14 protein-coding genes and 2 tRNA genes are annotated in these 13,841 nt (G+C 47.8%); 2 read left to right on the plus strand and 14 right to left on the minus strand.

Features of this window, described 5'->3' with window-relative positions; translation table 11 throughout:
- Positions 1 to 13: 13 nt before the first annotated feature.
- From EBS36_02735 to EBS36_02760, 6 genes are all read right to left on the minus strand, one after another.
- Positions 14 to 535: a CvpA family protein gene (locus tag EBS36_02735; GenBank protein ID NBU32072.1), complete on the minus strand. Its 522-nt coding sequence runs from the start codon at positions 533 to 535 to the stop codon at positions 14 to 16.
- A 13-nt stretch (positions 536 to 548) separates the two neighbouring features.
- Positions 549 to 1,169, minus strand: a complete 621-nt coding sequence (locus EBS36_02740) for a TlpA family protein disulfide reductase (GenBank protein NBU32073.1) — start codon at positions 1,167 to 1,169, stop codon at positions 549 to 551.
- Positions 1,070 to 1,849 (minus strand): endonuclease III, encoded by a 780-nt coding sequence (nth, locus tag EBS36_02745; protein ID NBU32074.1) that lies wholly within the window; start codon positions 1,847 to 1,849, stop codon positions 1,070 to 1,072. The genes EBS36_02740 and nth overlap by 100 nt, the downstream gene beginning before the upstream one ends.
- Entirely contained in the window at positions 1,819 to 2,493 is a 675-nt protein-coding gene (locus EBS36_02750) for a Crp/Fnr family transcriptional regulator (protein ID NBU32075.1), read from the minus strand. The genes nth and EBS36_02750 overlap by 31 nt, the downstream gene beginning before the upstream one ends.
- Positions 2,494 to 2,591: 98 nt before the next feature.
- Positions 2,592 to 3,059 (minus strand): RidA family protein, encoded by a 468-nt coding sequence (locus tag EBS36_02755; GenBank protein NBU32076.1) that lies wholly within the window; start codon positions 3,057 to 3,059, stop codon positions 2,592 to 2,594.
- Positions 3,060 to 3,109: 50 nt separating this feature from the next.
- The gene (locus EBS36_02760) at positions 3,110 to 3,361 is read right to left on the minus strand and encodes a WhiB family transcriptional regulator (GenBank protein NBU32077.1); all 252 of its coding nucleotides are present in this window, start codon (positions 3,359 to 3,361) and stop codon (positions 3,110 to 3,112) included.
- A gap of 237 nt (positions 3,362 to 3,598) precedes the next feature.
- On the opposite strand from EBS36_02760, the gene EBS36_02765 reads away from it, so the two are divergent.
- A complete protein-coding gene (locus EBS36_02765) occupies positions 3,599 to 5,914 on the plus strand; it encodes a penicillin-binding protein (GenBank protein NBU32078.1) in 2,316 nt (771 codons plus the stop codon).
- Between the two features lie 23 nt (positions 5,915 to 5,937).
- Positions 5,938 to 6,402: a GatB/YqeY domain-containing protein gene (locus EBS36_02770; protein ID NBU32079.1), complete on the plus strand. Its 465-nt coding sequence runs from the start codon at positions 5,938 to 5,940 to the stop codon at positions 6,400 to 6,402.
- Positions 6,403 to 6,406: 4 nt separating this feature from the next.
- On the opposite strand, the gene hisC is transcribed toward EBS36_02770, so the two are convergent.
- The 8 genes from hisC to EBS36_02810 form a co-directional block, all read right to left on the minus strand.
- A complete protein-coding gene (gene hisC, locus EBS36_02775; GenBank protein ID NBU32080.1) occupies positions 6,407 to 7,477 on the minus strand; it encodes a histidinol-phosphate transaminase in 1,071 nt (356 codons plus the stop codon).
- Positions 7,474 to 8,688: a serine/threonine-protein phosphatase gene (locus tag EBS36_02780; GenBank protein ID NBU32081.1), complete on the minus strand. Its 1,215-nt coding sequence runs from the start codon at positions 8,686 to 8,688 to the stop codon at positions 7,474 to 7,476. Before EBS36_02780 ends, hisC begins: the two co-directional genes overlap by 4 nt.
- Before the next feature lie 17 nt (positions 8,689 to 8,705).
- Positions 8,706 to 10,070 (minus strand): aminotransferase class III-fold pyridoxal phosphate-dependent enzyme, encoded by a 1,365-nt coding sequence (locus EBS36_02785; protein NBU32082.1) that lies wholly within the window; start codon positions 10,068 to 10,070, stop codon positions 8,706 to 8,708.
- Between the two features lie 2 nt (positions 10,071 to 10,072).
- Complete coding sequence (gene dnaB, locus EBS36_02790; GenBank protein NBU32083.1) at positions 10,073 to 11,431, minus strand: replicative DNA helicase; 1,359 nt, start codon at positions 11,429 to 11,431, stop codon at positions 10,073 to 10,075.
- Between the two features lie 219 nt (positions 11,432 to 11,650).
- A complete protein-coding gene (locus EBS36_02795; GenBank protein ID NBU32084.1) occupies positions 11,651 to 12,871 on the minus strand; it encodes an MFS transporter in 1,221 nt (406 codons plus the stop codon).
- Positions 12,872 to 12,938: 67 nt separating this feature from the next.
- A tRNA-Ala gene (locus tag EBS36_02800) sits at positions 12,939 to 13,011 on the minus strand.
- Positions 13,012 to 13,167: 156 nt separating this feature from the next.
- A tRNA-Ile gene (locus EBS36_02805) sits at positions 13,168 to 13,242 on the minus strand.
- Positions 13,243 to 13,440: 198 nt separating this feature from the next.
- Positions 13,441 to 13,839: a DUF3566 domain-containing protein gene (locus tag EBS36_02810; protein ID NBU32085.1), complete on the minus strand. Its 399-nt coding sequence runs from the start codon at positions 13,837 to 13,839 to the stop codon at positions 13,441 to 13,443.
- Positions 13,840 to 13,841: the final 2 nt, after the last annotated feature.

Genomic DNA, 13,841 nt, shown 5'->3' on the forward strand with positions numbered 1-13,841 from the left:
GTATCTGACAGCTCTAGTCTGCCGTTTTCTGCAAATTAAGAGACAGGGAACTCATATGTCGCCAATCATCAACAAGATTGCGAACATTGGCTGGCAAGTACTTATCAATAGTGACCACAACCTTGGAATTGGAAAGTGCAGTCGGGATTTTTGGCAATGGTGAAGCAATAATTGAAGTGCTGGCAATCCAAATTACCAACGTCCAGCCAGCAAATGAAAGGGCTCCGCCTGAGAGATGATCAACTAACTGAATTGGTTCCCAAGACAGCGCCTTATTGATTCGCTTTCCGACAAATGCGCCGACTGAATTTCCTAATGAAACTGCAATTATGAAGATGAGGCCTTCGATGGCCCATCGAGTAGCTGTAGCCTGCGAACCAGCAGCAAAGTTAGTGCCAAGGTAGTGACCAATGATTGCGCCTGCAATGCTACCTAGAATTGAAAAAACTGTAACAATCAAACCTCGACGCCAGCCGCCGAGGGTAACCAAAACTATGAAGCCCACAAGTACATAATCGAGTGTTGAAAGTCCCACCGAAAACTCTTTTCTAACTTAGCTTTACAAAATCGTAGAGCATTTTTTTGCTAATTACACCATCATGACGTTTTATGATTCTTCCCGTACTATCGACAACAATAGTGACCGGTAATCCGATAATCCCTAACTCTCCAGTTAGCACTTCCTTGGAATCGACATAACTTGGAAATGATGTTCCGTTAGTTTGCATCAATTCGAAAGCGGCATGGCGAAGTGATTCACTAGCCTGCGCATCCTGAACATTGATACCGACCATTTTCGAAGCGAGCCTAGGGTCGCGCCAAAGTTCAAATTCCTTTCGGCAAGTTGTGCACCACGAAGCCCAAAAAGTTATCACAGTTGGCATTGGTAGTTCAGCAAAATGAAGTTTCTCGCCATTGGCTAAGTCAGCCAAAACAACATTAGGAACTTGTGATGCAGCTGATACAGATTTGGTGGGACCAACTATTGGTGTACCAGCGGAGTCTCCCGCTTGATTTGATATGTTACAAGCTGTCAAGAGTAGGAGTAGGGCGGCAAGAAGTGCGCGTCTCATTCGACACCAGTCTTTACGAGTTTGGCAGCAGCTGCTGGATCCACCGGCCCTTCGCCAAATGATGGACACAATTTTGCTACGGGACAGGCTCCACATGCTGGTTTCTTGGCATGACAAATCCTGCGACCAAAAAATATGAGGCGGTGATTTAGTTGTGTCCAATCTTTACTCGGCAAAATTTCCATCAAATCAAATTCAACTTTTACTGGATCGCTGTTTTTTGTCCAGCCGAGTCTTCTTGCTATTCGGCCTACATGCGTATCCACCGTGATTCCGGGAACTTCGAAGGCATTGCTCAAAACAACATTCGCTGTCTTGCGCCCAACACCGGGCAGAGTCACTAACTCTGCAAGTGTGCCTGGCACCTTGCCGTCAAACTTTGCTTCTAGTGCGTTCGCCAGACCTAAAATTGAGGTCGCTTTGTTCCGGTAAAACCCCGTTGATCTAATTAGGTCTTCTAATTCTTCACGGTTAGCCTTTGCGAGTGCCTTGACATCTGGGTATGCGGTGAAAAGTGCAGGTGTTACCTGATTGACTCGCTTATCTGTGCACTGAGCAGACAGCACTGTCGCAATGAGAAGTTGGAGTGGCGTTGCGAAATCCAGTTCGCATTTCGCTTCGGGGAAAATCTTCCCAAGAATTGAAAAAATCTTCCGGGCTCTAGTGGTTAACTCTTTAGCGGTTTCTAGATTGGTGCTTAACTTTGTGACCTGCTCTGTCTTTGGCACACTAGCAACCTTTGTAATTACTTTGCTCGGCCTTGTAGCCGACCTAATTCTAAGATGTGAACGCTTCGCGTCTCCAGCCTAATCCAGCCTCGGGATACAAAATCTGCCAACGCCTTATTGACGGTCTCACGCGATGCGCCGACTAGTTGAGCAATCTCTTCCTGCGTTAAATCATGTGGGACGGCACGCCCCGTTGCTGAATCAACACCAAATTTCTCATTAAGCTGTAACAACACTTTGGCTACGCGGCCAGGCACATCTGCAAAAACTAAATCTGACATAGTTTCACTATTTCGGCGCAAGCGATTCGCCAAAGCCTGCAGTAAAGACTGGGCAACTTCGGGGCGCTCAGTTAACCAAGGTCGTAGAACATCGTGCTTCAGGCCAAGTACTTGGACATCGGTGACTGCGATAGCGGTTGATGTTCGTGGCCCGGGATCAAAAACTGATAGCTCGCCAAACATATCGCCTGGGCCTAGTACGGTAAACAGCGATTCTCTGCCATCACTTGATGTGTGACTTAACTTAATTTTGCCTTCAGTAATTAAGTAGAGCTGATCACCTAAATCTGATTCTTGAAAAAGTACGTCACCCTTTTTTAAGGACTGGGAGTTCATTGAATCACGCAGAGCCAATGCTGAGGTTTCATCAAGTGCATTGAATAATGGTGCGTCTGGCAAATTACTGTCCATTATCAACTCCAACTCGCTGGGAAAGCGAATCAACTACTCCGAATAAAGATTCGGTCTAACTTGACTGTACCTAAAATCCCACAAATTGGCAGGAGGACTTAGTCTGAAACCTCAACAATCAGTTCAACTTCAACGGGAGCATTCAACGGTAGCACTGCCATCCCAATAGAGGAACGAGCATGAGCTGCAGCATCGCCAAACACTTCAGCAAGCAGTTCACTTGCTCCATTTATCACCGCAGGTTGATTTGTAAATGTAGGGTGACTCGCTACAAATCCAGTGACCTTTACAATCTGAGTTACTTTATCTAGATCACCAATCAATTCTTTAATCGCTGCAAGCGCATTCAATGCACACTGTCGAGCACAGGCGTACGCAACATCAACATCAACATCAACCTCGAGGATTCCGGTAGCCAATAACTGGCCGTCTTTCATGGGCAACTGACCCGAGGTAAAAATTAAATTTCCGCTACGCTTTGCCGGAATGTATGAAGCAACCGGCTTGGCAACAGACGGTAATGTAATTCCTAATTCGGCTAACCGGTTTTCAACAACGCTAGTCACAGGTCTACTTTACGCAGACTTTATTTTGTCTCGGTAGGACGGGTGACTGTTTATGCCTGGCGCACAAATGCCACAGGATCAACGCGGCCATACTCTTGTCGGGCACTCATAAGTAATTCACGCCATGAGGTTACATTGCTGCGGCGACGCAATAATGCACGTCGCTCTCGTTCGGTCATGCCCCCCCAGACGCCATATTCAATTTGGTTGTCGAGAGCAACAGCCAGACATTCGGTGCGCACATTACAACCTGCGCAAATAATTTTTACTCGGTTTTGTGCGGCGCCTTGGACAAAAAGCATGTCTGGATCAGTATCAACACAAGCGGCTTCATTGTTCCAGTTGTCATTCCAGTCAGACTGCACTTAAGTATCCCTTCACACTCGACTTCTTTGTCGATGTAGCGCACACTATGTGCGTGACCCGATGACATAAGCATCGTACTTTCGCCACATTGTTGTCAATACCCAATTCGGGAATTTTCCAAACAGCAGTGGCAGTTCTCATTTGCCCATTCCTGCGTTTAGCATGGAACTACTATGACAAAAGCCGAGGATTCAAAAACTTCTGAACCTCGTTTTGGTTTGCTGCTGAAAATGGCGATTTTTGTCGGCTTTGCGGGCATCGTTGCGGGTATCGCTGCTATCCCTGTAGTGGGAACTTTGGGACTAATTACCAAGAACTCCGCCAATGGTTTTTCTCAGCTTCCGGCCGATCTAACTGATGTTCCGCTTCCGCTACAGAACACCATTACTGACGCTCAGGGTAATGTAATCGCCACCCTATTTTCGCAAGATCGTATTGAGGTTGCACTTGAGAATATCGCCCCAGTTATGCAGCGTGCTGTTATTGACATCGAGGATCAGCGCTTTTACCAACATGCCGGGATTGATGTCCGCGGAACACTTCGCGCACTCATTTCCACTGGCTCTGGGACCCAAGTTCAAGGTGGCTCAACGATCACTCAACAGTATGTGAAGCAGATATTATTGGCTGCCGCACAGACTCCGGAAGAGCAAAAGGCGGCCATTGAGCCTTCGCTTGGCCGTAAAATTCGAGAAGCCCGATATGCCATTGGTCTAGAAAACAAACTATCTAAGCAGCAGATTTTGCAAGGCTACCTAAACATTGCTTACTTTGGCAGTGGTGCTTATGGAGTTGAAGCCGCGGCTCGGCGCTATTTCTCAACTACCGCTAGTCAACTCACGCTTACTCAATCGGCCACATTAGCTGGACTAGTACAAAGTCCATCACGTTTCGACCCAATTCAATTTCCTAAAGCTGGTGAACTTCGCAGGAATGAAGTCATCTCGGCGATGTTACGAACTGGTGACATAACTCAAGATGAAGCAGATACCGCGATAGCTAGACCCATCTCTGCTGACCTAAAGCCCTCAATAATCCCAAATGGATGTGCGAGTTCAAAGTCGCCATTTTTCTGCGACTATGTTTTGACTGTTTTACGAGATGATCCGACCTTTGGTGCCACTCCAGAAATTCGAGCTCATTTACTTGACGTTGGCGGGCTGACGATTAAAACTACCCTTGACCCTAAGGCTCAGTTAGCAGCGCAGAAATCGGTAGCTCGATATATTCCGATCAAAGATCCAAGCCAAAAGGCAACTTCAATCACCATGATGAAACCTGGAACCGGCGAAATAGTTGCGATGGCCCAAAATCGGCTTTGGGGCACTTCCGGCATCGGTAAGACGACTATTAATTATGGTGCTCCCCTAAATCACAATGGGACCGTTGGTTTTCAAGCGGGTTCGACATTTAAACCTTTTACACTTGCCGCAGCGCTTAAGCAAAGAATCAGTCCGTTCAAGTACATTCCTTCACCATCTGGAAAGACTTTTTACAATTTCCGTGATTGTGCTACTGGCAATTTGCGAGAACCTTGGACGGTAGCAAACTCCACCAGTTCTGGAACATTTAACATGTTGCAGGCAACTGCCTATTCTGTAAATACCTATTTCGTCGGCTTGGAGGAACAAACGGGAATCTGTGATCCACCGGCTATCGCTAAATCGCTAGGTGTGACCCTGGGCAATGGCCAAGACATTCCAGAACTACCTTGTTTCACGCTGGGCTGTTTTGATGTAACCACACTTGATATGGCTGAGGCAATGGCTACTTTTGCTGGACACGGAATACACTGCAATCCCATCGCGATACTTAGTATTACTGACCGTGACGGCCAGGCAATTGATACTCCCTCGCCAAGTTGTAGTCAGGTATTGGATGAAAAGGTCGCTGACAGTGTTACTGCAATTCTTGCTGGGGTTATTGATGGTCCACTTGGCGGTCGAACGGGAGCACAGATGTACTTTGATCGCCCAGCTGCTGGTAAGACGGGAACGACTGATAACCATGCTGCGGTTTGGTTTGTTGGCTTCACTCCAGACTTAGCCGCTGCTGTTTGGGTCGGGGACCCAAGAGGTGGTCAACAATATCCGATGAGCAATGTAACGATTAATGGGACTTACTACGCCCAGGTTTACGGATACTTATTACCAGGTCCCATCTGGCGAGATGCGATGGCCGGGGCATTAGCAGGTACACCAAAGACCAAATGGAGATTGAAGACGCTCTTTGGACTTAACGCTGGCGGTTACGACAATTACGGACAGTTTGGTTTATGTCCGAACATGACGGGTGCCGAATTAGAAAAGTGTAATGCAGCTAATAACTTCTTTAGCTATTTTCCTAGTGCTTCTGCAAGTCCAAGTTCTAATGTGACTAATAGACCAGCAGGAACGCCAACCAGTCGGCCAACGAAAACATCTGCGCCTACAAAACCACCGACACCTACGCCGACAGATCCTGCTCCGACCACTGAACCAAACCCATAGACTTTTGCTGATTAGGAGAAATCATGAACTCACTGAAAGAAACTTTGCAGGCCGATTTAAATGACGCAATGCGCAGTAAAGAAACACTTACTGTCTCTACGCTCAGAATGGTTCTCGCTGCTATCACTAATGAGGAAGTTTCCGGAAAGCAAGCCCGCGAATTAAGTGATCAAGAAGTAGTCACTGTACTAAACCGTGAGGCAAAGAAACGTAAGGAAGCCAGCGTTGCCTACACCGATGCAAGTCGACCAGAATTGGCCGCGCAAGAAGACTTAGAACTTGCGGTCATCAAGAAGTACTTGCCGGAGGAACTGTCTGAGGATGAGCTATCTGCAATCATCGCGAGTGCGGTAGCCGAAGTTTCCGCAAGTGGACAGGCTGGTCCTAGTGCTATGGGAGCGGTCATGAAAATTGTCCAGCCGCAGGTTTCTGGACGCGCTGACGGCGGTCAAGTCGCATCCTTAGTTAAAAAACTATTGAGCGAGTAATCGACTAGATAAAGTGCGCACAAATTGGAAGTAACTTTTCAAGCGCTTCCCGTTCGCCGATACTGATTCGCACACCCTCGCCTGCAAAACAACGCACGGCTATGGCTACACAAGCGCAGGCTTGGGTAAATTCTTCGGAACGACTGCCCAAACCCAGCCACACAAAATTTGCTTGGCTCTTTGGCAGGTCAAATCCTAACTTGGCTAACTCGGCTTCAAACCAGGTTCGTAATTGCGCTAACTCGGCAACTCGTTCCAGTAATTCAGATTTGTGATCTAGCGATGCAATGGCTGCTGCTTGAGCAACTGATGACACTCCGAATGGAACAGCAGTCTTGCGAACTGCCTCAGCAACATTTTCCGGCGCAATCACATAACCAACGCGTAATCCTGCCAATCCGTAAGCCTTAGAGAAGGTGCGCAGCACGGCTACATTGGAATGGTTCTTGTATGCCAAAATTCCGTCAGTTGCGTCCTCGTCGCAATTGAATTCAATGTACGCCTCATCTACAACAACGAGAATGTGTTTTGGCACTTCGCCTAAGAACTCAACTAGGTCAGCATGCTTAACGATGTTTCCTGTCGGGTTGTTTGGGGTGCAGACAAAAATTAGTCGGGTTCGATCCGTAATGGCATCAAGCATTCCTCTAAGATCGTGCGATCCATCATCAGTAAGTGGAACCCGAACCGCCACTGCACCAGCTATGGCCGTAATTATTGGATAAGCCTCAAATGAGCGCCAAGCAAAAATTACCTCATCCTGAGCATCACAGAGCGCCTGCACAATTTGCTGGCAAACTCCTACCGAGCCAGTGCCTAAAGCAATGCTGGATTCTGCTACTGCGAACTCGCTCGCTATGCGTTTCACTAATGCCGACGCACTTGGGTCTGGATATCGATTTACCTCTTGCCCCGCTTGAGCAATTGCCAATGCAACGCTCGGTAGTGGATTTAGTGGGTTTTCGTTGCTAGATAGCTTGAATGGCTCATGGTCTGCGATGGCCACAGCGGCGGCCCCAGCTTTATAACCGGGCAGCCTCTCAATGACTTTTCTTATTTTGACTCCATCGTTCATACTGACTCCCGACTAATTGCCACAATCGTAATGTCATCCTGCTTTTCCCAGTTTTCAAAATTGACGTCTTTAGCAAAGGCTTGCATGTCGTCAACAATTTGTTCGATAACTTCTTGAGGAGTTGATTCTGTAGACACTTTAGTTAGGGCATTAACAATCTGATCGACTTCAAAAAACTCGCTTCCATCGCTATTTCGCAATTCATGTAAACCATCTGAAGCCACAATGAGTTTCATGCCTGGTTCAAAAAAGAATTGTCTGATGTCCCAAACTTGCCCGAATCCTGCCAACATTGGGCCACTTGAATTTAAGAGCACCTTGCTGCCATCGCCCTTAGCTAAAACTGCTGGAGGGTGGCCAGCACTAAGCCAACTAGCAGGCTTGCCTATGTCTCTGGGAATCTCAATCACGAATGCGGTACTAAATTTCGGATACTCATCGGTGTCATCAGGAACCAAAATGTCTGAGACCGATTTAACTATGCGATGAAGTTCTACTTCCGCTGCGATTGCTGCGGCAAAGATCGCTTTCGTCTGCAGGCCAGCAATCGCTGAGGCGTTGTCGTGCCCTTCAACATCGACTTGGACTAGGTAATGCGACTCTCGATTGGAGAAAATGTCCCACCAATCGCCCGATGTAACGCCGGCATTTGCTCGTACATAGGAGTCAACATTTAGGGGGTGGATGTCTTTGCGCCTGAACCTTGGAGTTAACGCAAATCTGACTTCACGCACCATCGGCGCATTTGAATTAAGTGATTTTTCTGCAGACTTTGTTAATTGGATCTGATCTAACAGGTCTTTGTTTCGCTCATCAGCGCGGGCGATTTCGGTAACCAAACTTTTTCGCATGGATTCAGAGTCGGCAAAAATATTTCGGATTTCTGGTGCTCCATTAACCGGCTTAATCTCAACTGTGCGATCATTGTTCGCGACTTTGCGCAAAAGTCGACTCAGCCTAAGGAGCGGGACAACAACCCAACGCCTTGCAAAATATGTAGCAAGAGCCAGAATGATCAAGTTGATTATCGCTGAAATAGTAAGTACGGCGACAAGCTGATTTCCAACTCGTACTAGATCGGCATCTTCTGGGACTAAGGTGTTGACCTGAGTTCTAGCCTGGTCATAAGCCCTAATTTCCCAAACGGACACCGCAGCCATCACGGTTGTGACAAGGCCAAGAAAAAGCCACAGGCGAGTAGTGAGCTTCACACTCCCACTCTAGACGGTTAACTAATTTGAGTGAGTTCTTGAATAGCAGATTCAAATAGTTGCTGATGCTTGTCTACATCTTCAACAGTTGTCGCCGGGCACATTAACGCCATGTTATGAAATGGGGTCATAAGTACGCCACGATTACACATGTACAGGTGCATAAATTCATCAAGTGCATCGTCACTGGCATTTGCTGAATCGGTGCCACTAGTTGGCGCTGGTGACACAAAACGATATTCAGCCCGAGCACCTATTTGTGCGATGGACCAATCTACCTCGTACTTGGTCAAGATTTCCTGCACCTGGTTTGTGTACCTAGTTCCTAATTCGATCATGTGAGCAAAAGCCGCATCAGTGAGCACTTCGCCGAGTGTTGCCCGCATCGCAGCCAGTGACAGCGCGTTACCAGCCAATGTTCCACCTACTCCACCAACATCAATTAAGTCAGCTTCAGCGTGTGCAGCAATTGCCTGAGCAACTTCATTTGTAATTCCATATGCGCCAGATGGAATGCCAGCGCCGATGGATTTTCCAATTATGAAGATGTCGGGCTGGAGGTTATCGCGTGCGGTCATGCCACCCGGACCAGCGGAAAATGTATGTGTTTCATCAATCATTAATAGAGCTTGATATTTTGTTGCTAGTTCGCGTAATCCTGGCAAAAATCCGGGCCTTGGAAGAACGATACCGATGTTGGTTAAAGCGGGCTCGGTCAAAATTGCAGCGACATCGCCATGGGCAAGCTCGCGCTCTACGGCTGCTAAGTCGTTGAACTCAACAACTCGAGTGGTGTGGTGTAACGGAATAGGTGGGGCAACATTGCCTGGCCGGGAAACGGCCTTGCCAGTTTCATCCGGCACGGCAAAAGTTTCATCTACTGATCCGTGATAGCAGTATGAGAAAACTAAAATCTTTGACTTGCCGGTTGCCAGTCTGGCCAAGCGGATCGCCCAGCGATTTGCATCCGTAGCAGTTAGAGTGAACGACCACAGTGGTAAGCCGAAGCGCTTAGTCAGTTCGGCGCCAACCCACTGCGCATCTGCGGTAGGAAGCATCGTTGTTATCCCACCAGCATTAATAATGCGCTCAGTTATTGCCGAAATGCTCGCCTGTGGGCTGTGCCCGGCCATCGCACCAGTATCGCCAAGCGCAAAGTCGATGTAGGTGTGGCCATCAACGTCTGTAACACGATTACCATGTGCTCGCTCTAAGTACAGTGGGAAGCCACCTGACCATTTATTCATCCAAGTCATTGGCACTGAACCAAATAGGTTGTCCGCCTGCTCGTATAACGACAACGATTTTGGGTTATTCGTGCGGTAGGTTTGGCGCTCCCGAATTAACAGCTCGGCAAGATGTGCTCGATCAATGATTGTCATGCCTAAGAGGACGCTGCCATCTCGGCAAAACGACTGTAATGACCCTGCCAAGCTACAGTAACAATTCCTGTTGGTCCGTTGCGGTGCTTAGCCAAAATAAAGTCTGACTCGCCTCGGCGTTGCGAGTCCGGCTCGTAGAACCCTTCACGGTGCAACAAGATCACCATATCAGCGTCCTGTTCCAGGGATCCAGATTCGCGCAGATCAGAGAGCATCGGCTTCTTGTCTTGACGTTGTTCCGGACCTCGGTTCAACTGGCTAAGCGCAACGACCGGCACATCAAGCTCTTTGGCGAGCAATTTCAGCGAGCGTGAAAATTCACTAACTTCTACTTGACGACTTTCTACTCGGCGGCCAGAACTCATCAGCTGGATGTAGTCAATGATGATTAATCGTAAGTCGTGACGCTGTTTCAACCGACGAGCCTTAGCCCTAATTTCCATCATGGTCATGTTTGGTGAGTCGTCAATAAATAATGGCGCTTCTGAAATACCACCCATGCGTTTAGCCACCCGATCCCAGTCGGCCTCGACTAGATTGCCTCCACGCATTGCGCTTAGATTTACTGTTGCTTCGGCAGAGAGTAGACGCATCGCAATTTCATTACGGCTCATTTCAAGTGAGAAAATTGCGGAGGTCATATTATTTTTGATGCTTGCACTGCGGGCAAGGTCAAGTGCCAAAGTGGACTTACCCATACCTGGTCGGGCGGCAACAATTATCAGCTGACCGCCATGTAGTCCGTGTGTGATGTTGTCCAGTCCTGAAAAGCCAGTGGGCACGCCCAGTAGCTGGCCGCCATGACCCTCAATAGCTTCAATTTCCTCGAGTGTTTTTGGGATGATGACGGACAGCGGTTGGTAATCTTCTGACCGGCGTTGCTTAGTTACATCAAAGACTTCGGATTGCGCACGATCAACTAAGGCATCAATTTCACCATCGGCTGAGTAACCCATCTGAGTGATGCGGGCACCTACTTCAACAAGGCGGCGTAGTACTGCGCGTTCAGTTACGATGCGGGCGTAGTAACCAGCATTAGCTGCGGTTGGTACACCAGAGACAAGGGTGTGCAGGTAACTTACACCGCCGATGTTGCTTAATGTGCCAGCTTTAGTTAAGTAGTTTGAAACTGTGATTGCGTCAGCTGGCTCACCTCGGCCATAGATATCTAGAATCGCCGCAAAGATTGTGGAGTGAGCTGGCTTGTAAAAATCATTTTCGTGAAGGTGTTCGATTACGTCAGCAATCGCGTCCTTGCTCAGAAGCATCGCGCCCAAAACAGATTGTTCTGCAACTAAATCTTGGGGCGGAGTTAAAAGTTGATCTGCTGGATATCCCCTTGGGATTTCTGCCACGCTCATGTGCACCTTCAAATTCTCTTTACGCGATAGCCCGACTTTAGATTGCTGCCCTGACACTGACAATGACCCCTGTTGATAACTCTGTGGATAAAATGGGGAAAATGCCTTGTTTACCAGTTATTGCTTGGTGATAACTTGTGCGAGTTAACCGAAAGTTTGACAAAATTCCTTGTAAATACGGGGTTTTTTTAGTTAATACCTGTGCACAAAAAATATATTTTAGGTTAAGCCATCTTGGGTCGGCGTCAGTTGCTTTCGCAGTTTTTCAGCCATAAGAGCCGAAATTCCACAACCTAAAATTAGTAGAGCTATCCATTGGTAGGGCCAATTGCGATGCAGCATGAACCCGCCGATTGCTGGGCCAATGGCACCTGAAAGAGACCAGTTCAGCGAACTCACGGCGTTGTACCGGCCCCGTAGATGCTCTGGCGCTAAATCATTCGGGATAGCGGGCCCAACTGGAGACCAAACCATTTCTCCAACTGCAAAAATCGCCATTGCTAGTCCAGCAAGAACGGCCGGTAATAACCCGGGCAACTTCAGCCCAACTCCCAGAGCTATCCAAGATGTTGCCCATAGCAAGGAAATGACTTGCAGGAGTCGAGAGCGTGAACGTCCCTGTAAAAGTTTTATGAAGTAAAGCTGACCTATCACGATCACAAAAGTATTGATTGCCCATATAGGTCCTAGCGTCTTTGCCGATTGTCCTGCAAAAACGGTAAGCAGTGGAGCAATACCCGCATCCATCATCGACCCATAACCGCAAGTCAACATTAGTAATGTTGTGAAGAAATAGTAAATGAGTTTGCGATCCTTCAATAGGTCTCGATAACTCCCTTGACTACTTTCATGCTCAGAATTGAATTTGAAATTAGGAATTGATGCGATGACGGCAAGGTAGAGCAAATACGAACAGGCGTCTATCAGGTACAACCGGACAAAACTTCCTGGGTCATTCAAGTCAACGATGAGTGCACTTGCTAGACCGCCAATGCCAAGTCCAAGATTCAAAAACATGAATGAGATGCCGAAAATGTTTTGGCGCTTTTCTGGTGGCACCATTCGGGCAACGATGGTATTTTGTGCGGGCCAAAGTCCTGACTGCCCAAGTGCGGTTAGTGCAGCGATTAGATACGCCTGCGAAGGTGAGTGAACGAAAGACCAGCTGGCAGTTGCCACAGTCTGGATGGTTAGTCCAGTAATCATCACCGGTTTTGGACCAAAACGGTCAATTGCCCACCCAACTGGTCCAGTCGCCACCAGGCCAAAGATCGACATCCAAGAAATTACTAATGCAGCAGTTATTAACGAGAAGCCACGAATTTGGTTTAAGTAAACAATCAACAGTGGCAGAGTCAGGCCACTTCCAAGAGAACTTAGGAAGTTTCCGAAAAGCAAACGGCGAGTAAGTGCTGGGGTCTCGCGAAGAACCTCAAACATTTCGTCACCTTTGACTTAGTTGCTTAACTAACGATACAAAAAAGGGGCCGCATGTGCGGCCCCGCTGTGGAGACTAGGGGAATCGAACCCCTAACCCCCTGCTTGCAAAGCAGGTGCTCTACCAATTGAGCTAAGTCCCCTGGATAAATCCAGAACTCTAAACTACTCAGAAGTAGCTTGTGTCCACAAGTCCTGTTCGGCTTTATTGGCTTTTGCTTGCTTGTAACCAACGAAACCGACCAGTGCGAGTACAGCTAATAAAAACTTTTTCATCGCAATCCTTTCTTGAACTTGCGTGGGCCTAGATGGACTTGAACCATCGACCTCTTCCTTATCAGGGAAGCGCTCTAACCAAGCTGAGCTATAGGCCCTTACTTTGATCGACTTTGGATCGACCTCTTCCTTGCACCAGGACTATAACCAAGCTGAGCTATAGGCCCTTACTTTGATCGACTTTGGATCGACCTCTTCCTTGCACCAGGACTATAGCCACTTTGGGCTAATGACGCTGGTATTTTTCGCGCGGTTTACGAGATTACCGCAACTTCGCGAATCTCCCAAAATGGGGGCTAGTTTGACTGCTCATCTGCGACATCCACTTCAATTCCACCAGTGAACCCTACGCTGAGGTTGTAGAGGGCAGCGAAAATTGTAGATAGAACGCTAAGTAGCACAATTTCAATAGCAGAAATCACCATGGAAAGTCCGACTAGTCGCCCCAAGGACAGGAAGTTCACGCCAGCTGAATCTTCATTTCCTGAAACGGATCTAAATAGTCCCGTTATCGCCTCAAAAACTCCGGCGGCGGACAGAAGCAGCCAAAGCACAATGGTCGCAACGATGATGATGCCAGCGATTGCTACGCCCAAGATAAACGAGGACTTGGCAACTGACCAAGGATCAAGTCGAGTAATCCGAACTTTGCGAGTGCTCGGGGCAAAATCTGCTTCTTCGGAACCTGTTGTCATCT

The organism is Actinomycetota bacterium (assembly GCA_009923495.1).
GTDB lineage: Bacteria > Actinomycetota > Actinomycetes > S36-B12 > UBA5976 > UBA5976.

Coding starts and splice junctions, on each gene's coding strand:
- hisC (NBU32080.1), bottom strand. CDS start 7,477: ATGAACGATGGAGTCAAAATAAGAAAAGTCATTGAGAGGCTGCCCGGT.
- dnaB (NBU32083.1), bottom strand. CDS start 11,431: ATGAGCGTGGCAGAAATCCCAAGGGGATATCCAGCAGATCAACTTTTA.
- EBS36_02750 (NBU32075.1), bottom strand. CDS start 2,493: ATGGACAGTAATTTGCCAGACGCACCATTATTCAATGCACTTGATGAA.
- EBS36_02785 (NBU32082.1), bottom strand. CDS start 10,070: ATGACAATCATTGATCGAGCACATCTTGCCGAGCTGTTAATTCGGGAG.
- EBS36_02760 (NBU32077.1), bottom strand. CDS start 3,361: ATGCTTTTTGTCCAAGGCGCCGCACAAAACCGAGTAAAAATTATTTGC.
- EBS36_02765 (NBU32078.1), top strand. CDS start 3,599: ATGACAAAAGCCGAGGATTCAAAAACTTCTGAACCTCGTTTTGGTTTG.
- EBS36_02810 (NBU32085.1), bottom strand. CDS start 13,839: ATGACAACAGGTTCCGAAGAAGCAGATTTTGCCCCGAGCACTCGCAAA.
- EBS36_02740 (NBU32073.1), bottom strand. CDS start 1,169: ATGTGGAGCCTGTCCCGTAGCAAAATTGTGTCCATCATTTGGCGAAGG.
- EBS36_02770 (NBU32079.1), top strand. CDS start 5,938: ATGAACTCACTGAAAGAAACTTTGCAGGCCGATTTAAATGACGCAATG.
- EBS36_02795 (NBU32084.1), bottom strand. CDS start 12,871: ATGTTTGAGGTTCTTCGCGAGACCCCAGCACTTACTCGCCGTTTGCTT.